The sequence below is a fragment of the Spirilliplanes yamanashiensis genome, from assembly GCF_016863475.1.
In the GTDB taxonomy this organism is placed as follows: domain Bacteria; phylum Actinomycetota; class Actinomycetes; order Mycobacteriales; family Micromonosporaceae; genus Spirilliplanes; species Spirilliplanes yamanashiensis.
The window spans coordinates 178866-196718 of the sequence record NZ_BOOY01000025.1 but is presented as its reverse complement, the minus strand read 5'-3'; the positions used below and the strand labels follow the sequence as shown (position 1 = coordinate 196718).

At 74.1% G+C, this 17853-nt stretch carries 18 protein-coding genes; 8 read left to right on the top strand and 10 right to left on the bottom strand.

What is annotated here, in order from left to right; all coding sequences use genetic code 11:
• Nucleotides 1-35: 35 nt before the first annotated feature.
• The 3 genes from Sya03_RS16500 to Sya03_RS16490 all read right to left on the bottom strand — a co-directional run bounded on the left by Sya03_RS16500 (nucleotide 36) and on the right by Sya03_RS16490 (nucleotide 3305).
• On the bottom strand, nucleotides 36-1031 hold the full coding sequence (locus Sya03_RS16500; RefSeq protein WP_203939187.1) for an SGNH hydrolase domain-containing protein: 996 nt from the start codon (nucleotides 1029-1031) through the stop codon (nucleotides 36-38).
• A 26-nt stretch (nucleotides 1032-1057) separates the two neighbouring features.
• On the bottom strand, nucleotides 1058-2290 hold the full coding sequence (locus Sya03_RS16495; RefSeq protein ID WP_203939186.1) for an acyltransferase family protein: 1233 nt from the start codon (nucleotides 2288-2290) through the stop codon (nucleotides 1058-1060).
• Between the two features lie 196 nt (nucleotides 2291-2486).
• Complete coding sequence (locus tag Sya03_RS16490) at nucleotides 2487-3305, bottom strand: ATP-binding cassette domain-containing protein (RefSeq protein WP_203939185.1); 819 nt, start codon at nucleotides 3303-3305, stop codon at nucleotides 2487-2489.
• 59 nt (nucleotides 3306-3364) lie between these two features.
• Between Sya03_RS16490 and Sya03_RS16485 the strand changes: the two genes are divergently transcribed.
• Nucleotides 3365-4579, top strand: a complete 1215-nt coding sequence (locus Sya03_RS16485) for an RNA-guided endonuclease InsQ/TnpB family protein (RefSeq protein WP_203939184.1) — start codon at nucleotides 3365-3367, stop codon at nucleotides 4577-4579.
• A gap of 5 nt (nucleotides 4580-4584) precedes the next feature.
• Here the strand turns inward: Sya03_RS16485 and Sya03_RS16480 are convergent, their stop codons facing one another.
• The gene (locus tag Sya03_RS16480) at nucleotides 4585-5652 is read right to left on the bottom strand and encodes an ABC transporter permease (RefSeq protein WP_203939183.1); all 1068 of its coding nucleotides are present in this window, start codon (nucleotides 5650-5652) and stop codon (nucleotides 4585-4587) included.
• Between the two features lie 2 nt (nucleotides 5653-5654).
• Entirely contained in the window at nucleotides 5655-6719 is a 1065-nt protein-coding gene (locus tag Sya03_RS16475) for a sugar ABC transporter substrate-binding protein (RefSeq protein WP_239107584.1), read from the bottom strand.
• 231 nt (nucleotides 6720-6950) lie between these two features.
• On the opposite strand from Sya03_RS16475, the gene Sya03_RS16470 reads away from it, so the two are divergent.
• Nucleotides 6951-7988 carry a LacI family DNA-binding transcriptional regulator gene (locus Sya03_RS16470; protein WP_239107583.1) on the top strand — a complete coding sequence of 346 codons (1038 nt, stop codon included), beginning with the start codon at nucleotides 6951-6953 and terminating at the stop codon, nucleotides 7986-7988.
• On the opposite strand, the gene Sya03_RS16465 is transcribed toward Sya03_RS16470, so the two are convergent.
• Nucleotides 7962-9089, bottom strand: coding sequence for a glycosyltransferase (locus tag Sya03_RS16465; protein ID WP_203939180.1), 1128 nt, complete (start codon nucleotides 9087-9089; stop codon nucleotides 7962-7964). The genes Sya03_RS16470 and Sya03_RS16465 overlap by 27 nt on opposite strands.
• Nucleotides 9086-10204: a glycosyltransferase family 4 protein gene (locus tag Sya03_RS16460; protein ID WP_203939259.1), complete on the bottom strand. Its 1119-nt coding sequence runs from the start codon at nucleotides 10202-10204 to the stop codon at nucleotides 9086-9088. Before Sya03_RS16460 ends, Sya03_RS16465 begins: the two co-directional genes overlap by 4 nt.
• Before the next feature lie 112 nt (nucleotides 10205-10316).
• Between Sya03_RS16460 and Sya03_RS16455 the strand changes: the two genes are divergently transcribed.
• The gene (locus tag Sya03_RS16455) at nucleotides 10317-11381 is read left to right on the top strand and encodes a phosphatidylinositol-specific phospholipase C (protein WP_203939179.1); all 1065 of its coding nucleotides are present in this window, start codon (nucleotides 10317-10319) and stop codon (nucleotides 11379-11381) included.
• Between the two features lie 227 nt (nucleotides 11382-11608).
• Here the strand turns inward: Sya03_RS16455 and Sya03_RS16450 are convergent, their stop codons facing one another.
• Both Sya03_RS16450 and Sya03_RS16445 read right to left on the bottom strand, forming a co-directional pair.
• Nucleotides 11609-12316, bottom strand: a complete 708-nt coding sequence (locus tag Sya03_RS16450; RefSeq protein WP_203939178.1) for a zf-HC2 domain-containing protein — start codon at nucleotides 12314-12316, stop codon at nucleotides 11609-11611.
• Entirely contained in the window at nucleotides 12313-12840 is a 528-nt protein-coding gene (locus tag Sya03_RS16445) for a sigma-70 family RNA polymerase sigma factor (RefSeq protein ID WP_203939177.1), read from the bottom strand. Before Sya03_RS16445 ends, Sya03_RS16450 begins: the two co-directional genes overlap by 4 nt.
• An 81-nt stretch (nucleotides 12841-12921) precedes the next feature.
• Between Sya03_RS16445 and Sya03_RS16440 the strand changes: the two genes are divergently transcribed.
• Genes Sya03_RS16440 through Sya03_RS16430 form a run of 3 tightly spaced genes read left to right on the top strand, consistent with a single transcriptional unit; the run spans nucleotide 12922 to nucleotide 14114 of the window.
• A complete protein-coding gene (locus Sya03_RS16440; protein WP_203939176.1) occupies nucleotides 12922-13284 on the top strand; it encodes a fluoride efflux transporter FluC in 363 nt (120 codons plus the stop codon).
• Complete coding sequence (locus Sya03_RS16435) at nucleotides 13281-13637, top strand: fluoride efflux transporter FluC (RefSeq protein WP_203939175.1); 357 nt, start codon at nucleotides 13281-13283, stop codon at nucleotides 13635-13637. The genes Sya03_RS16440 and Sya03_RS16435 overlap by 4 nt, the downstream gene beginning before the upstream one ends.
• A gap of 45 nt (nucleotides 13638-13682) precedes the next feature.
• Nucleotides 13683-14114: a response regulator gene (locus Sya03_RS16430; RefSeq protein ID WP_203939174.1), complete on the top strand. Its 432-nt coding sequence runs from the start codon at nucleotides 13683-13685 to the stop codon at nucleotides 14112-14114.
• A 3-nt stretch (nucleotides 14115-14117) separates the two neighbouring features.
• Here Sya03_RS16430 and Sya03_RS16425 read toward each other — a convergent pair whose 3' ends face one another.
• The gene (locus tag Sya03_RS16425; RefSeq protein ID WP_203939173.1) at nucleotides 14118-15284 is read right to left on the bottom strand and encodes an SPL family radical SAM protein; all 1167 of its coding nucleotides are present in this window, start codon (nucleotides 15282-15284) and stop codon (nucleotides 14118-14120) included.
• A 96-nt stretch (nucleotides 15285-15380) separates the two neighbouring features.
• Here Sya03_RS16425 and Sya03_RS16420 point away from each other — a divergent pair, with 96 nt between their 5' ends.
• Nucleotides 15381-17171, top strand: a complete 1791-nt coding sequence (locus Sya03_RS16420; RefSeq protein ID WP_203939172.1) for a laminin G domain-containing metallophosphoesterase family protein — start codon at nucleotides 15381-15383, stop codon at nucleotides 17169-17171.
• A gap of 88 nt (nucleotides 17172-17259) precedes the next feature.
• Nucleotides 17260-17841, top strand: coding sequence for a hypothetical protein (locus Sya03_RS16415; protein ID WP_203939171.1), 582 nt, complete (start codon nucleotides 17260-17262; stop codon nucleotides 17839-17841).
• The last annotated feature ends 12 nt before the right edge of the window (nucleotides 17842-17853 follow it).

The window sequence follows — 17853 nt, the reverse complement described above, 5'->3', positions numbered from 1 at the left end:
ACGCAGGGACGGGCCGCCGGACGGGCGTGCACGGGTCAGGCCGTCATGCCGACCGCGTCGGCGACCACCTTGGACAGGTGCCGCGAGTAGGCCGCGCTGATGTGGTACTGGTTCTGGTAGACCACCATCCTGCCGATGATGGGCTCGCAGACGTCGGTGCAGAACCAGTCGGAGATGCCCACGTACCGCCCGCCGGCCTTCTCGGTGGCGGCGGCCTCGCCCGCGTTGTGCGCGCTCAGCACGGCCTCGCTCGCCGGGCGGGCGCACGCCGCGACGTCACTGTCGTGCGCGGCGAGGCACTCCGGCGCGCTCTGCTCCAGGTACGCCATGTCGCCCAGCACGACGGCCTGCGCGCCGGTGGCGTTCACCTTGGCGATGGTCCTCGCCAGGCCCTGCTCCCACTGCTGCTGGGAGATGTCCTTCTTGCCGAAGTCGCGCGGGCCGGTGAACAGGCTGGTCATGACGACGGTGTCCGGCTTGACGCGGGCGATCTCGCCGAGCGCCCAGGCGCGGTAGTCGTCGCACTCGGTGTTCGGACGCTGCTCGGTCTCCAGCCAGAAGTGCAGCTCGGGCACCGCGCAGGCGGGCTTGGCGAGCAGCACGACCCGCGTGTGGGTGCGGCGGCCGGCGGCGTCGAAGGCGGGCTGCCACATGCCGGCGTGCGAGTCGCCGAACAGCACCACGGTACGGGCGCCGGCCGGGTCGCCGTACACGCACTCCTGGCCGGTGGTCTCGGCCTCGCCGGCGAGGCAGCCGTCGTACCCGGCGGTGGGGCCGTCCTCCAGGGCGGCCGCGACCGGCACGACCAGGTCGTCCGGCACGGCCGTGATGCCGGGGGCGGCCTTGACCAGGCCGAGCACCTGCTCGGCGGCGACGCCGGGGGTGGCGGCCTCCTGCTCGATGAGCCGGCGGGCCTTGCCGGCGGCGTCGAGGGCGGCGGCCGGGGCGTCGCCCGCGCCGCCGATGCGGCCGCACGCCGAGACGGCGAGCAGCACGACCAGCGACGCCGCGACGAGGGTGGGCTTACGCATGATGGCGGTGTCCTTTGCGGTGGGGTTCAGTAACCGAGGGCGGGCGACTGGACGACGGCCGGGTGCAGGCTCAGCTCGGCCACCGCGACGGCGATGACGAGCAGGATCAGCCCGACCCCGACGAGCACGCTGAGCACGGGGCGGCGGCGCAGCACGGCGGCGTTGCGGACGGGGTTCTCGACCAGCCGGTAGGTGAGGGCGGCGAGCACGACGGCCAGCACGACCAGGCCGGCCCGGTGCAGCCCGGTGAGCTCGTCGCCCCAGTGCTGCTCGGCGATGGTCAGCAGCGGCCAGTGCCACAGGTAGAGCGAGTACGACCAGAGCCCAATCTGCTGCACGGGCGCCGCGGCGAGCGCCCGGTGCAGGCTGCCCTCGCGGACGGCGCCGCCGCCGGCGAGCACCAGGCAGGTGGCCAGCACGGGGACGGCGACGATCGCGCCGGGGAACGCCGTCGCCGTGGTCAGCAGGAACGCGGTGGCGACGATGCCGGCCAGGCCCACGACGGTGAGCGCGGCGCCCACCCGGCGGCCGATGCGGGCCAGCTCGGGACCGAGGACGGCGAGCAGCGCGCCGGCGGCCAGCTCGCAGAAGCGGGTCAGCGGCGAGAAGTACGCGGCGGTGGCGCTCTGCGCCGTGTACACGATGGACCAGGCGTACGACGCGGCCATCAGCACGGCGATCGGCGCGATCATCAGGGCGCGGCTGCGGGCCCTGGTCACCAGCAGCGCCAGCCCGAGGAACAGGGCGGGCCAGACGACGTAGAACTGCTCCTCGACGGCGAGCGACCAGAAGTGCTGGAGCGTCGACGGGTCGCTCTGGGCGGTGAGGTAGTCGCGGCCCTGGGCGCCGAAGTGGAAGTTGGCGAGGAAGCCGCCCGCGTACTCGGCGTCGTCGGCGATGGTGGCGCCGCGGATGTAGCCGAGGTAGTGGTACGAGGCGACGACGGTGGCGATGAGCACGAGCGCCGCGGCGGGCATGATGCGCCGCATCCGGCGGGCGTAGAAGCCGAGGATCGAGACGGTGCCGGTGCGCTCCTGCTCGCGGATGAGCAGCCCGGTGATGAGGAAGCCGGAGATGACGAAGAAGACGTCCACGCCGATGAAGCCGCCGGTGAGCCCCGGCACGCCTGCGTGGTAGAGCACCACGAGCAGCACGGCGACGGCGCGCAGCGCCTGGACGTCGGCGCGAAAGCCGTGCCCGGGCGAGACCGCCGGGGCCTGCCGGCCTCCGGTGTCACGCGCTGGAATGACGCTGACCATGACTCTCCCTGCGACGCACGGACTGATCTCACTCAGAGTGACGCGAGAGCCGCTCGAAAGCGACATACCGGCGGGGAGAAGACTCAGACCTTTGAGCGCCTTGACGCAGCGTCAATATGGCTGGTACGTGCAAATAAATAACGCACAGTGACGCGCCCGCCACGGCGACAGTGGCGGGCGCGTCGGGGAGCGGCGGTCAGGCCACGGGTGGCGGCGGCTCGGCGGCCCCCGTCATGATCGCCACCGCCTCCGACATCGAGTGCGACTCGGGGGTGATGACCGTGGCGCGGCGACCCAGCCGCTGGATGTGGATGCGGTCGGCGATCTCGAACACGTGCGGCATGTTGTGGCTGATCAGGATCACCGGCAGGCCCCGGTCGCGGACGTCCCGGATCAGCTGGAGCACCCGGTTGCCCTCCTTCACGCCCAGCGCCGCGGTCGGCTCGTCGAGGATCACGACCTTGCTGCCGAACGCCGCCGAGCGGGCCACCGCCACGCCCTGCCGCTGGCCGCCGGACAGCGACTCGACGGCCTGGCCGATGTTCTGCAACGTCGCGATGCCCAGCTCGCTCATGTGCCGCTTGGCCTCCGCCCGCATGTGACCGCGGTCGAGCATCCGGAACACCGAGCCGAGGATGCCCGGCTTGCGCACCTCCCGGCCGAGGAACAGGTTGTCGGCGATGTCCAGGCCGGGCGACACCGCGAGGGTCTGGTAGACCGTCTCGATGCCCGCCGCCCGGGCGTCCATCGGGTTGCGGAAGTGCACCCGCTCGCCGTCGAGGTAGATCTCGCCGCTGTCCGGCACGAGCGCGCCGGACAACGCCTTGATCAGGCTCGACTTGCCGGCGCCGTTGTCGCCGATCACCGCGAGGATCTCGCCCGGGTACAGCTCCAGGTCGCTGTCCTCGATGGCGGTGACCCGGCCGTACCGCTTGACGAGGTTCTTCGCCTGCAGCACGGGCACGCGTTCCGAACTGCGCGGCTCGGGAACCCGCGCGGCCTGGGTGGCGGTCATGTCATTCCCTCCGGGGAGTCGAGGTGTTTGCCGTACAGCGACCGGCTAGCTTGTGACCCGTGATCAGGACCGTGAAGCGGGCCTTCAGATATCGCTTTCATCCGACGGATGCTCAAGCGACTGAGCTGGCGCGCACGTTCGGTTGTGTCCGCAAGGTCTACAACCTGGCGTTGACGGCCCGCACCGAGGCGTGGACGCTGCGCCAGGAACGCATCGGCTACAACGCCACCTCGGCCATGCTCACGGCGTGGAAAAAGACGGACGAACTGGCCTTCCTCAACGACGTCTCCTCGGTGCCGTTGCAACAGACGTTGCGGCATCTGCAGACGGCGTTCACCAATTTCTTCGCCAACCGCGCCCGATACCCCAGCTTCAAGAACAAGAAGAGGTCTCGCCGCTCGGCCGAGTACACGGCCAGCGCCTTCCGTTACCGGCACGGCCGCCTGACCTTGGCGAAGATGGCCGAACCGCTGAACATCGTCTGGTCGCGCCCCCTGCCGGCCGGGGCTTCGCCGTCCACTGTGACCGTGTCTCAGGACACCGCCGGGCGCTGGTTCGTGTCCCTGCTCTGTGACGACGTGATCCCGCAGAAGCCCGCCTCGGGTGCCGTCGGTGTCGACGTCGGGCTCGACCACCTGCTCACCCTGTCCACCGGGGAAAAGGTCGACAATCCCCGGCACGAGCGCAACAACCGGGTCACCCTGGCCCGGGCGCAGAAACGGCTCGCCCGCAAGGAGACGGGCTCCAGCAACGAGGCCAAAGCTCGGATCAGGGTCGCCCGTATCCACGCCCGTGTCGCCGACCGGCGCCGCGATCACCTGCACAAGCTGACCACTCGGCTCGTTCGTGAGAACCAAACGATCGTGATCGAGGACCTGACCGTGCGCAACCTGCTCAAAAACCACAAGCTGGCTCGCGCCATCAGTGACGCCGGCTGGCGACAGTTCCGGGACATGCTCGACTACAAGACCGACTGGTACGGCCGGAACCTGATCATCGTTGATCGCTGGTTCCCGTCGTCCAAACTGTGCTCCGCGTGCGGTGCGCTCGCGGACATGCTGCCGCTCGACATGCGGAGGTGGACCTGCCGCTGCGGCACTGTCCACGACCGCGACGTCAACGCGGCGCGCAACCTTCTGGCGGCCGGGCTGGCCGTGTCTGCCTGTGGAGCCGGTGTCAGACCTCGGCGAGAGTCCTCCCGGACGGGGCAACCGGCGTCGAAGCAGGAAACCCCGAGGGCGACCGAGGGACTCCCCGCCCACCGAGGCGGCTGAGGAAGTCAAGCCTTCACCTTCCTGATCCACTGGTCGAGCGACACCGCGATGAGCACCAGCAGGCCGATCGCGAAGCCCTGCCAGACGACCTCGACGCCGGCCAGTTGCAGGCCGTTGCGGAACACGCCGACGATGAGCGCGCCGATCAGCGTGCCGATCACCGAGCCGCGGCCGCCGAAGAGGCTGGTGCCGCCCAGCACGACGGCCGTGATCGAGTCGAGGTTGTAGTCGACGCCGACGTTGGGGCTGGCCGAGGCGAGCCGGCCGATCAGCACCCAGGCGCCGATCGCGTAGAGCAGGCCGGCGACGGTGTAGACGCTGAACAGCACCCGGCTGGTGCGGATGCCGGCCAGGCGGGCGGCCTCGATGTCGTCGCCGGTGGCGTACACGTGCTTGCCCCAGGCCGTGCGGCTCAGCGCGTAGAAGAAGACCGCGAAGAGCAGCAGCATGATGATCGAGCCGTAGGTGAGCCGGAAGTTGCCGATCGGGATCGTCGTGCCGGTCCAGGTCATCAGCGACGGCATGTCGGAGCCGCGGATCGTCTCGCTGCGCGAGACCACCGAGTTGAGCGAGAAGAAGATGCTCAGGGTGCCCAGCGTGACGATGAACGGGGGCAGCTTGATGCGGGTGACGAGGAAGCCGTTGAGTGCCCCCATCGCCGTGCCGGCGACCAGGCCGAGGACGAGCGCGAGCAGGCCCGGCATGCCGGCATCGGTGGCGAACTTCGCCATCAGGATGGACGAGAACACCGCGATCGCGCCGACCGACAGGTCGATGCCGGCGGTGAGGATGATCAGTGTCTGGCCGAGCGCGAGCACCGCGATGACGGTGACCTGCGCGAGCACGAGCGACAGGTTCGGCGCGGCGAAGAACCGCGGGTTGAAGATCGAGAAGGCGACGATCGCCACGACCAGCACGGCCAGCGGCCCGAGGGTCGGGTTGCCGTGCAGCAGGTGCTGGATGCGCAGGCCGAGCGAGTCGTGCTTCTGCGAGTCGAAGTCGGGCCGCGGCTCGGGTTCCTTGGTGGCGGTGCCCGCGCGGTGGGCGCCGCCGCCGTTGTCGTCGATCGCCATGGTCAGCCCCAGCAGTTCTCTTTGCCCCAGGCGGAGTCCTGGGACTGGACCCCGTCCTGCGGCTGGTCGGTGATGAGCGTGGCGCCGGTGTCGACGAAGGACTTGCCGGCGGTGGCCGCGGGCTTGGTGCCGTCCTGGGCGAACTTGGCCAGCGCCTCGATGCCGAGCTGGGCCATCTTGAGCGGGAACTGCATGCTGGTGGCGCCGATGACGCCCGCCTTGACGTTGTCCACGCCGGGGCAGCCGCCGTCGACGGAGACGATCGTGACGTCCTTGTCCTTACCGGCGGCCTTGAGGGCCTGGTACGCGCCGGCGGCCGCGGGCTCGTTGATGGTGTAGACGAGGTTGATCGTGGGGTCCTTCTGGAGCAGGTTCTCCATGGCGGTGCGGCCGCCGTCCTCGGCGCCGTCGGTGACGTCGTGCCCGGCGATGCGCGGGTCGTTCTCGTCGCCGATGCGGGCCTTGTCGGCCACGTCGACGCCGAAGCCCTCGAGGAAGCCCTGGTCGCGCTGGACGTCGACGGAGACCTGGTTGGCGTTCAGGTCGAGCAGGGCGATCCTGGCGGTCTTGCCCTCCTTGGCGAACTTCGCCTTGGCCCACTGGCCGATGAGGAGCCCGGCCTGGTAGTTGTCCGTGGCGAAGGTGGCGTCCACGGCGTCCGCCGGGTCGGTCGGGGTGTCCAGCGCGATGACCAGCATCCCGGACTGCTTCGCCTTGTCGATCGACGGCACGATGGCCTTCGAGTCGCTGGGGGTGATGAGGAAGCCCTTCGCGCCGGCGGAGATCAGGTTCTCGATGGCCTGGACCTGGGCCTCGTTGTCGCCGTCCTGCTTGCCGGCGAAGCTCTGCAGCTGCACGCCCTGGGCGTCGGCGGCCTGCTGCGCGCCCTCCTTCATCTTGACGAAGAAGGGGTTGGTGTCGGTCTTGGTGATGAGGCCGACGACGGAGCCGTCCCCGGAGCCGCCTCCGGCGTCGTCGCCTCCGCAGGCGGCGGTGCCGAGTACCAGCGTGGCCGCGCACCCGGCGGCCAGGGCGGCGCGCAGCCGCCCGCGACGATTCATGGTCATCTGCGGCATCTCTCCTTCGACGGGTTCGCTGCCCCAGGTCGTGACAACGTTGTCACCGAGTAGACGTCCGTCACTCCCTCGTGTCAACACGAGGTGTCCAAAACGTTGCGTAGAGTGATCGACATGCGGTCCGGGCTACCTGTTGTCGGCTCAACGGTCATTGACAACGTTGTCCGCGTCGGCCCAGCGTGGGCGTACGTCACAATCGGTCCCGGCGCGAGGAGGGGGCCCGTGGGCAGACCGACGATGAACGACGTGGCCCGCCACGCCGGCGTCAGCCTGAAGACCGTCTCCCGGGTGGTGAACGGCGAGACCAGCGTGTCGGCCGACCTGGCCGCCCGCGTGCAGGCCGCCGTCGACATGCTGCACTACCGGCCCAACATCGGCGCCAGCATGCTGCGCCGCGCCGACCGCCGCACCCGCACCATCGCCGTGCTGCTGGAGGACGTCGGCAACCCGTTCTCGTCGTCGCTGCACCGCGCCGTCGAGGACGAGGCGCGCACCCGCGGCGTGCAGGTGCTCACCGGCAGCCTCGACGAGGACCCGCAGCGCGAGCGCGAACTCGCCCGGGTGTTCACCATGCGCCGCGCCGACGGGCTCATCATCGCCCCGGCCAGCACCGACCAGGCGTACCTGGCGACCGAGGTCCAGCAGGACACCCCGGTCGTGTTCGTCGACCGGCCCGCCAACGGCTTCCCCGGCGACTGCGTCATCGCCACCAACGTCACGGGCGCCACCGAGGCCGTCCGGCACCTGGTCGCGCACGGCCACCGGCGCATCGCGCACCTGGGCGACTACGCGCGCATCCCCACCGCGCGCAGCCGGCACCAGGGCTACCTGGCGGCGCTGGCCGAGGCCGGGCTGGCCGTGGAGCCGGACCTGATCGTGCAGGACCTGCACGACGAGGCGGCCGCCGAGAGCGCCACCATGACGCTGTACGCCCGCCCGGACCCGCCCACCGCGCTGTTCACCAGCCAGAACCTCGTCACCGTCGGCGCGGTGCGGGCGCTGCGCCGGCTGCGGCTGCACCGCGCGGTGGCGGTCGTCGGCTTCGACGACTTCCCGCTCGCCGACCTGCTCGAACCGGCCGTCACCGTGGTCGCGCAGGACCCCGCGCTGATGGGCCGCACCGCCGCGCGCGCCCTGTTCGAGCGCATCGACGGCGCGACCGGCGCCCCTCGCGAGTTCTGGATCCCGACCTCGCTGATCCGGCGCGGGTCCGGCGAGCTGCCGCCGAGCCGGTCACTGCGGGACGCGATCGCCCTCTGACACCCCGGCCCGGTGCGCGGCCAGGAAGGCGGCGACCGCGGCGGGCCAGCCGAACCGCTCGGCCCGGGCGCGCGCCGCCGCCCGCCGGTCGGCCACCGGCCGGTCCGCGACCTCGGCCAGCGCGGCGCCCCACACCGCGGCGTCGTCGCCCGGCACCACCGCGCCCGCCGCCCCGACCACCTCCGGCAGAGCGCTCTGCCCGCTCACCACCACCGGCGTGCCCGACGCCAGCGCCTCCAGCGCCGCCAGCCCGAACGTCTCCACCGGCCCGGGCGCCAGCACCACGTCCGCCGTCGCCAGCAGGGCCGCCAGCCGGTCGCGCCCGGCGACGTGGCCCAGCCAGCGCACCGGCACCGCGTCGCGCGCGGCCTGCACCGTCAGGCGCTCGCGCAGCGGGCCGTCGCCCGCCACCACCAGCGTCGCGCGGAGCCCGGCCCGGCGGGCCGCCGCGACGGCGCGCACCGAGCGGTCCACCCGCTTCTCCGTCGACAATCGGCCACAGTGGACGACCAGCACCTCGTGCGGCCCGGCCAGCCGGTCGCGCAGCGCCGGGTCGTGCCGCCCCGGCCGGAAGAAGGCCAGGTCGACGCCGAGCGGCGCCCGGGTGACCGGCGCGCCGACCCGCGCGAACTCGGCCGCCGCCCACGCCGTCGTGCAGACGATCCGGTCGTACGCGGCCGCGCTGCGCGCGTTCAGCCGGTCCGCGGCCAGCGCCCCGCCCGGCACCGCGCGCAGCAGCCCGGCCAGGCTCTCGTGGGACACCATCATGGACGGCACGCCGGCGCGCCGCGCCCAGTCGCCCGTCCAGCGCAGCGTCGAGCGGTCCGAGACCTCCAGCCGGTCGGGGCGCAGGGCCGCCAGCGTGCGCGCCAGCCGCGCCCGGTCCACCAGCACCCGGTAGCCGCCGACGCCCGGCACCAGCGGCCCGGGCAGCGTGACGACCCGGCCCTGCGGCGTCGCCTCGTCGGCCGCGTGCGGGCCCGGGATCACCAGCACCGGCTCGTGGCCGGCCGCCGCGTACCCGGCGCCCAGCTCGCGCAGCGCGGTCCGCAGGCCGCCCGAGCGCGGCGTGACGAAGTTGGCGAGCCGGACGATCCTCACGCCGCCACCGCCGCCGGCAGGGCCGCGAACGCCGTCACCGCGGCGTAGTGGCCGAGCAGTTCGTCGCCGACCGCCGCCCAGCTGCGGGCCGCCACGTCGGCGCGGGCCGCCGCCCCGAACCGCGCCCGCCGCACCGGGTCGGCGGCCAGCTCGGCGACCGCGGCCGTGAGCGCGCCGCCGTCCAGCGGCGGCACCAGCAGCCCGGTCGCGCCCGGCCGCACCAGATCGACGGGGCCGCCCGCCGCGGGCGCCACCACCGGCACCCCGCTGGCCAGCGCCTCCTGCACGCTCTGCCCGAACGTCTCGTACGGGCCGGGGTGCGCGAACACGTCCAGGCTGGCGTAGATGCGGGCCAGCTGCGCGCCGTGCCGGGCGCCGAGGAACACCGCGCCGGGCAGCTGCCGGCGCAGTGCCGGCGCCGCCGGGCCGTCCCCCACCACGACGACGCGGACGCCGGGCAGCGCGCAGGCGCCCGCCAGCAGCTCCACGTGCTTCTCGTGCGCCAGCCGGCCGACGTACCCGACCAGGGTCTCGCCGCCCGGCGCGAGCGCGCGGCGGATCCCGGCGCTGCGCCGGGCCGGGTGGAACCGGCCGGCGTCGACGCCGCGGCGCCACAGGTGCACCCGCTGCACCCCGTGCCCGCGCAGCGCGGCCACCGACGCGCTCGACGGCGCGAGCGTGCGCCCGGCCAGGTTGTGGATGCGGCGCAGCCAGCGCCACGCCGCCTGCTCGGTGCCGATGCGGTAGAGCCGGGCGTACGACGGCACGTCGGTCTGGTACACCGCCACCGACGGCACCCCGAGCGACCGGGCCGCCGAGAGCCCACCCGCGCCCAGCACGAACGGGCTCGCCAGGTGCACCACGTCCACCGTGCGCAGCGTCGCCGTGAGCTGCCGGGTCGGCACCCCCAGCCGGAACGCCGCGTAGCCCGGCATCGGCACCGAGGGCAGCCGCACCACCGGGTACGGCAGCTCCGGCGCGGCCCCCCGGGTGGCCGGCGCGACGACGACCGGGTCGTGGCCGCGCGCCACGAGGTGCTCGGCGACCCGGACGACCGAGTTCGCCACCCCGTTGACGTCCGGCGGGAAGGACTCCGTGACCAGCGCGATCCGCATGAGGGCCACGATCGGCACCCTCGGCGGTCAGCCGGGAACGGCCAGGTGGACGAGCAGGAAACTGTCCGCGACGCCCTTCCGCTCGGTCGAAGATCGTCGATACCTTGCCGACATGCGAACCGCACGCCGCACCGCCGCCGTCCTCGTGGCCGCCGTCACGGCCACCGCCACCGGCTGGGCCGTCACGCCCGCCACCGCCACCGCCGCCGCGTCCGCTGTCCTTGCCGCCGTCGACGGCTCGTACCGCACGCTGGCGACCGCGCACAACCCCGACTGGATGCGCGCACTCCCCGACGCCACCAGCCTCGCCGCGCTGTCCATCCCCGGCACCCACGACACCCTCGCCATCCGGGGCGGGGCGATCAGCCAGACGCAGGAGGACCACGGCGCGAGCGGCCGCACGCTGCGCCGCCAGCTGGAGGCCGGCATCCGGATGATCGACATCCGGGTGCGGATCAACACCGGCAACACGTTCACCGTCCACCACGGCGCCGCGTACCAGGACGCCAACTTCGACGACGTGCTCGACACCCTCGACGCCTACCTCGGCGCACACCCCGGCGAGACGGTGCTGCTGCGCCTCAAGCACGAGTGCACCGGCCAGTGGGGCTCGTGCACCGACGCGGCGGGCCAGCGGCCGTTCCGGGACGTGTTCGACTCCTACCGCGACAACAGCCCCGCGGCCCGGCGCATCCTGTGGCAGCCGTCGGTGCGGCGCGACGCGGCCGCGGCGGTGCCCACGCTGGGCCAGGTGCGCGGCAAGGTGGTGCTGGCGGTGCTCAACGGCGCCCGCGGCGGCCGCACCGACCAGTACGGGCTGGCGCAGTTCGCCGACTGGAACGACGGCTCGTCGACGTACGTGCAGGACAACTACAACGTGCCCAACACCGGCGCCATCGCCACCAAGCGCGACCAGGTGCGCCGATTCCTCGACCGCACGAGCGCGGGCGACCCGGCCCGGCTGTACGTGAACTTCGCCAGCGGCGCCAGCCTCTTCGCGCTGCCGTACCAGGTGGCCGGCGGCGCGGGCGGCACGCAGGGGGTCAACCCGTTCCTGCTGACGTATCTCAACGAGGGGCCCGAGGTGCACACGCCGGTGCGGCGCACCGGTGCGGTGCTGCTCGACTTCCCGGGCGGCGCGCTCGTCGACCGGATCCTGGCGCACAATCCCCGCTGACGCGCGCGGGGGCGGCCCGGGATCCTCGGGCCGCCCCGCGCGTCACGAGGGCTTACTTCTTCTTGCCCTTCTTGTCCTTCTTCTTGTCCTTCTTGGACTTCTTCGCCATGGTGATGCCTCCCCTCGGCGCTCGGACAACTCCCGGTTAACCGTAGGGACGCCCCGGCGTCGCGTCAGCAAACGCCAGGTGAACACCGTGTGGGTCAGGCCACCGCGCACCCGGCCGGTCAGAGGGTGGCGGTGGCCAGCACGCGGCCGGTGCGGTCGGCGACCTCGACGCTGTCCACCGCGGGCAGCTGCAGGGAACTGGCGCCGGTCACGCGGGCGTTGCCGCTGGGCGTCGACCCCCACACGCACGCCTGCTCGGTGGCGCCGCCCGGCCCGGACACCCGCAGCACGAAGGGCGCCTCGCCCTCCAGCCCGGACATGTCCAGGGCGATGCTGACGCCCCAGGTGCGGGAGCTGAGCGTGGCGACGCCCGCCACCCGGGTGCCGGCCGCCCCGGCGAACCGCGCCACCACCCCGGACGGCTCCGGGGCGGGCTGCGAGACCACCGGCGACGGCTGCGCCACCGGGCCCGGTCCCCCGCCGCCCGGCCGCAGCGCGCCCGCGCCGAACGCGACGGCGGCCACCAGCACCGCGGCCGCGGCCGCCGCCCAGGTGAGCCGGCGCTGCCGGGCCGCGCGGGCGGCGCGCTCGGCGCGCATCCGGCCGAGCAGGTCCTCGACCAGGCCGGGCGCCGGCGGGCCGACGTCCTCGATCGGCGCCCCGTCGCGCAGCAGCTCGGGCACCGGCGACAGCCGCTCCAGCTCGACGCGGCAGTCCGCGCAGGTGCTCAGGTGGGCGTCCATCCGGTCGGTGTCGGCGGGATCCAGCCCGCCGAGGAGATAGCCGCCGAGCAGCATCCGCAGGTCGTCGTCGTGCGCGTGGCTCATCGCAGCACCCCCATCTCCTCGAACGCCGTCCGCAGCGCCCGCACCGCGTAGTACGCGCGCGACTTCACGGTGCCCTCCGGCACGGACAACTGCCGGGCCGCCTCGGCGACACTGCGGCCCTCGTAGTAGACGGCGCGCACCACCGCCCGGTGCTCGGCGGACAACCGGCCCAGCGCCTCGGCGACCAGCCAGCCCTCGACCAGCCGGTCGACGGAGTCGGGGGCGGACGCGGCGTCGACGGCCGGCTCGTCGGACACCAGCTTCGGGCGGCGCTGCTCGGCCCGCCACGCGTTCGTCACCACGTTGCGGGCGATGGTCAGCAGGTACGAGCGCACCCGCGCCGGGTCGGTGTCGAGGTGGTCGATGTGCCGCCACGCCCGCAGCAGCGTCTCCTGGACGAGGTCCTCGGCGCGGTGCCGGTCGCGCACGTAGCGCAGCACGAAGCCGAGCAGCATCCCGTAGTACTCGGTGTAGAGGGCGGTCATCAGCTCCTCCTCGGCACCACCGCCGCCGCGCCGCGTCATCGCCGCCCCTTCCGTGGGTCCGTCAGGCAGTACACCGCACCGGGCCGGCCGGTTCGATGCCGGCCCGGTAACGTTCGCCGGGTGCCCGGCCAGCGCCCCGACCTGCCCGTCGTCGCCGCCGTGGCGGCCGGCGGGGCGCTCGGCGCGCTCGCCCGGCACGGGCTGACCACCGCCTGGCCGTCGCTCTGGGCGACGCTGCTCGTCAACGTGACCGGCTGCCTGCTCATCGGGGCGGTGGCCACGGCCGTGCCGCACCGGCGGCTGCTGCGCCCGTTCCTCGGCGTCGGAGTGCTCGGCGGCTACACCACGTTCTCGGCGTTCACCGTCGACGCGCTGCGGGCCGGGTCGCCCGCGGTGGCGTTCGGCTACCTCGCCGCCACCGTCGCCGGGGCGCTGCTGGCCGTCTGGGCCGGCGCGGCCCTCGCCGGGCGGCCGGCCCGGTGACGCTGCTGCTCGTCGCGCTCGGCGCGGCGGCCGGGGCGCCGCTGCGCTACCTGGCCGACCGGGCCGCCCGGCGCCGCTTCGGTGAGGCGGCGCCGTGGGGCACGCTCGCCGTGAACGTGGCCGGGTCGTACCTGCTCGGGCTGCTCGTGGCCCTGCCGGTGGACCCGGCGGTCGCCGCGCTCGCCGGGACGGGGTTCTGCGGGGCGCTCACCACGTGGTCCACGCTCGGCTGGGAGACGGTCACCCTGCTGCGCGGCGGCGCCCGGCGGCGGGCGGCGGCGTACGCGCTCGGCAGCGTCGCCGCCGGGCTGGCCGCAGCGGGCGCCGGAATGCTGTCGGCCACGGCGTTCTGAGGGCCTACACTGGCCGCGTCGGTTTCCCGGGACGGGGAGCGCACCATGAGCGAGTACACACCGATCGAGATCCTCCTCATCGAGGACGATCCGGGCGACGTGCTGCTCACCCGCGAGGCGTTCGACGACCACAAGCTGCGCAACCGCCTCGTGGTGTTCGGCGACGGCCGCGAGGCGCTGTGCTACCTGCAGCGCCGGGCCCCGTACGCGGACGCCACCCCGCCCGACCTGATCCTGCTCGACCTCAACCTGCCCGGCCTCGACGGCCGCGAGCTGCTCGCCGCGCTGGCCGCCGACCCGCTGCTCGCGCGCATCCCCGTGGTGGTGCTGACGAACTCGCTCGCCGAGCGCGACATCCTGCGCAGCCGCGCTCTGCGGGTCACCGACTACGTCGCCAAGCCGGTCGACTTCTACCGGCTGATCGAGGTCGTCCAGCGGGTCGAGCAGTTCGCCCTGTCGGTCGTGCGGGAGCCGTGACGCTCACGTCCAGTAGAGGACCCGGCACGACGGCGGCAGGTTGCCGGTGAACCAGTCGCGCAGCTCCGCCATCGTGTCGCGCGGGTAGACCCACTTCACCGCCCCGAACTTGCCGTGCTTGCGGGTGCGCGCCGCCTCGTCCATCTCCAGCTTCGTGCGCGGGTACCAGCCCAGCAGCACCTCCTTGCTGCCCGGCGTGAACCGGTGGGTGATCAGCTCGGCGGTCAGGTCCAGGCCGGGCAGGCCCTCGACTGCGGCGGCCACCTCGGCCAGCAGGGCGCCGTAGTGCTCCCGCCAGTCCGGCAGCGGCATGATCGGCGCGATCGTGAGGCCCACCGGGTACCCGGCGAGGGCGAGCCGGCGCAGCGCGGCCAGGCGGTCGGCCACCCGGGCGGTGCCGCCCTCGAACCGCTCCGCCACCGGCGCGCAGTTGACGCTGAACCGGACCCGGGTGCGGCCGTGGTGCGCCACGTCCAGGAAGCCGTCCACGTCCGCGTACTTCGTGGTCCAGCGCAGCTGCACGTCCGCGTCCCACGCCCCGAAGTGCTCGACGGCACGCCGCCAGCTGCCGGTGAGGTGCTCCAGCGCCAGCGGGTCGGTGTAGCAGGACGCCTCGAACGTGGTGCCCTCCCCCGCCCGGTCCGCTCGGCGGCTCGTCACCGTGCCGCGGCCCGCGTACTCGGCCAGCCCGCCCAGGATGTCGTCGAGGTCCGCGTACACCCGGGTCACCGGCGGACCGGACAGCGAACCCGCCAGGTAGCAGTACTGGCAGTGCGCCGGGCAGCCCTCCGCCAGGTCGAACCGCCAGTCCGCGCTGGGCGCGATCGGCTGCAGCCTGCGCCGCGACGGCGGGCTCACCACGATCGCCATCGTCGACTTGGCGGCCGCGTACGTCTCCCGCTCGGTGCCGCCGCGCAGGCCGGTGAGGCGGTTCGAGCGCAGGCGCTCCACCTCCAGGCCCAGCTCCTCGACGCGAGCCATGACGCGCAGGCCGTGCTCGTGGTCGTACGCGGCCGGCGTGGCGACGACCCGGCGCGGCACCCAGCGCCGGGCCGGACGCGGCGGCGGCGCCAGCCCGGCCAGGTCGTGGGTGACGACCCGCTCGCCGCTGGCGTCGTGCGGCGCGGCCGGCACGCCGGGGGCGAGCGGCACGCCCAGGTCGACCTCCATCCCCCCGCGTTACCCCCGGTCAGGCCGGGTACACCGCCGCCCGCCGTTCGCCCGGCCGCCACCCGACGGCCACCGCCGTGCGGCAGATTCAGACCCGTGGATCTCCGCCGTCGTTCCCTGCTCGGCGCGGCCCTCGTCGCGCCCGTCGCCGCCACCGCCGCCGCACCCGCCGCGCCAGCCGCCGCCGGGCCGGCCCGCTTCGACCGGCGGGCCGACCGCTTCGCGCTGGCCGTGCTGCCCGACACCCAGTACCTGTTCGACGCCGACAGCGCCGACCCCGCGCCGCTGCGGGCCACGCTGCGCTGGCTGACCGCGCACCGCGCCGACGCGAACGTGGCGTTCCTGACGCACCTCGGCGACATCACCGAGCACGGCACCGCCGCCGAGATCGCGCTGGCGGACGCCGCGTTCCGGGCCGTCGACGGGCGGCTGCCGTACAGCGTGCTCGCCGGCAACCACGACGTGCCCGGCTCCACCGACGACCAGCGCGGCGACAGCCCGTACCTGCGGGCGTTCGGGCCGCACCGGTTCGCGGGCGCCGGCACGTTCGGCGGCGCGTCGCCCGACGGCTACAACAGCTACCACGTCGTGCCCGCCGCCGGCCGCGAGTGGCTGGTGCTCGCGCTGGACTGGCGCGCCTCCGACAGCGGCCTGGCCTGGGCGCAGGGCGTGCTCGACGCCCACCCCACGCTGCCCGCCATCCTCACCACGCACGACCTGGCCGCCGCCGACGCCACCGGCGCCGCCCGGCTGTCCGCGCACGGCAAGCGGCTGTGGGACCGGCTGGTGCGCCGCAACGACCAGATCTTCCTGACCCTCAACGGGCACTGGTGGCCGCCCGGCCGGGCCGTGCTCACCAACGACGCCGGCAACGACGTGCACGTCCACGTCACCAACTACCAGGACCGCTACTACGGCGGCGCGGCCATGCTGCGGCTGTACCGGTTCGACCTGGCGCGGGGCGTCATCGACGTCGAGACGTTCGCGCCGTACCTGGCCGGGCGCGCCGAGCCGCTCGCCGCCGAGACCCGGGAGCTGACCTCCGACGTCGACCGGTTCAGCCTCGCGATCGACTTCGACGCCCGGTTCGCCGGGTTCGCGCCCGTCCCGGCGCCGCCGCCGCGCCCGCCGGCCGCCGTCATGCCGCGCGGCACCGTCGCGTACTGGCGCTTCGACGACGCCGGCTTCGACGGCACGACCGCCCGCGACCTCACCGGCCGCGGCAACGACCTGACCGTCACCCTGCTGCACGGCTCGCCGCGGGCGGCGCTGACCCGCTCGGCGGACCACCACCCCGGGGCGCCCGCGCACGCCTCGATCCGGCTGGACGGCGGCAAGGCCCCCGACCGCGGCGCCGTCCTGCGCACCGGCCCGGCCGCGCCGCTCAACGCGGCCACCCTGCGCGACGGCTACACGATCGAGGTGTTCCTCAAGCTGCCCGACCCGTTCGCCGGCGACCACGCCTGGATGGGCGTGCTGTCCTGGGAGGGCCGGTCCGGCGACGCCGGCAAGACCACCGGCTGGTCGCCCGACGAGCCCACGTGCAGCCTCAACGTCTCGCCGGAGCGGTTCCTCCAGTACGTCGTGTACCCGGCCGACACCGACGCCGACCCCACGTCGTGGAGCCACGCCGTGCCGGTCGGCCGGTGGCTGCACGTCGCCGTCGTCAACGACGCCCGCCGCACCGTCATGTACGTCGACGGCTCGCCGATCGCCCGCAACCCGGCCCAGCCCGCGCGCGGCATCGCCACCCTGGGCCGGCCGTTCGCGCTCGGCGGCACCCAGTTCGCCGGGCGCTACGGCCAGGGCTTCCACGGGTTCCTGGGCGACGTGCGGATCGTGTCGCGGGCGCTGACGCCGCGGGAGTTCCTGACCCCGCACCGATGAGCGGGCCCGACAACGGGCGTAGTGGATCGCCGCCAGGGTAAGGAAGGAGGACAGGCACCCCGGCAAGCGACCCCTCAGGAGGAGGACCATGGTCTCCGCACAGCGACCTGACTCCGCCGCGCTCGACCGGCGGCACGACCGGGCCGACAAGGCCCGCAAGGCGGCCGAGGCCGCGCAGGCCCGCGTCACCGGGCTCGACGCCCGGCTCACGGCGAACGAGGAACAGGCGGCCCGCGACGAGGCGGCGCTGCGCCAGGCGCAGGACGAGATCGCCGCCCGCAAGAAGGCCCTCAAGGCGGGCGCGAAGGAACGCCGGAAGCTGACGTCGGCGCGCGACAGCGCCCGCAAGACGGCGGTGCGGCTGCAGCGCCGGGCGGTCGAGGCCGACGCCAAGTACGACAAGATGGTGCTCGCCGAGCTGGTCCGCCGGGAGAAGGCGAACCGCGCAGGCTCGACCGGGCGACCGGCGCCGAGCACCGCCCGCGACGCCGGCAAGGACACCGGCAAGGGCGCCGGGACCGGACGCACCGCTGACGCCGACCGGGAGACCGCGGCGGCCGAGCCCGGTGGCGCCGTCGCCGCGCGGACCGCCGCGCGCACCACGGCCGCGGCCGCCCGGAAGTCGGCCGCGAGCCCGCGCCGCACCGCGGCGCGTACCCCCCGGACCTGAGCCGCCCCCCGC

Bases quoted from the DNA above. Each gene is read 5' to 3' on its own strand.
- Sya03_RS16500 (WP_203939187.1), bottom strand. From the start codon at position 1,031: ATGCGTAAGCCCACCCTCGTCGCGGCGTCGCTGGTCGTGCTGCTCGCC.
- Sya03_RS16495 (WP_203939186.1), bottom strand. From the start codon at position 2,290: ATGGTCAGCGTCATTCCAGCGCGTGACACCGGAGGCCGGCAGGCCCCG.
- Sya03_RS16490 (WP_203939185.1), bottom strand. From the start codon at position 3,305: ATGACCGCCACCCAGGCCGCGCGGGTTCCCGAGCCGCGCAGTTCGGAA.
- Sya03_RS16480 (WP_203939183.1), bottom strand. From the start codon at position 5,652: ATGGCGATCGACGACAACGGCGGCGGCGCCCACCGCGCGGGCACCGCC.
- Sya03_RS16475 (WP_239107584.1), bottom strand. From the start codon at position 6,719: ATGACCATGAATCGTCGCGGGCGGCTGCGCGCCGCCCTGGCCGCCGGG.
- Sya03_RS16460 (WP_203939259.1), bottom strand. From the start codon at position 10,204: ATGCGGATCGCGCTGGTCACGGAGTCCTTCCCGCCGGACGTCAACGGG.
- Sya03_RS16455 (WP_203939179.1), top strand. From the start codon at position 10,317: ATGCGAACCGCACGCCGCACCGCCGCCGTCCTCGTGGCCGCCGTCACG.
- Sya03_RS16450 (WP_203939178.1), bottom strand. From the start codon at position 12,316: ATGAGCCACGCGCACGACGACGACCTGCGGATGCTGCTCGGCGGCTAT.
- Sya03_RS16445 (WP_203939177.1), bottom strand. From the start codon at position 12,840: ATGACGCGGCGCGGCGGCGGTGGTGCCGAGGAGGAGCTGATGACCGCC.
- Sya03_RS16430 (WP_203939174.1), top strand. From the start codon at position 13,683: ATGAGCGAGTACACACCGATCGAGATCCTCCTCATCGAGGACGATCCG.
- Sya03_RS16425 (WP_203939173.1), bottom strand. From the start codon at position 15,284: ATGGAGGTCGACCTGGGCGTGCCGCTCGCCCCCGGCGTGCCGGCCGCG.
- Sya03_RS16415 (WP_203939171.1), top strand. From the start codon at position 17,260: ATGGTCTCCGCACAGCGACCTGACTCCGCCGCGCTCGACCGGCGGCAC.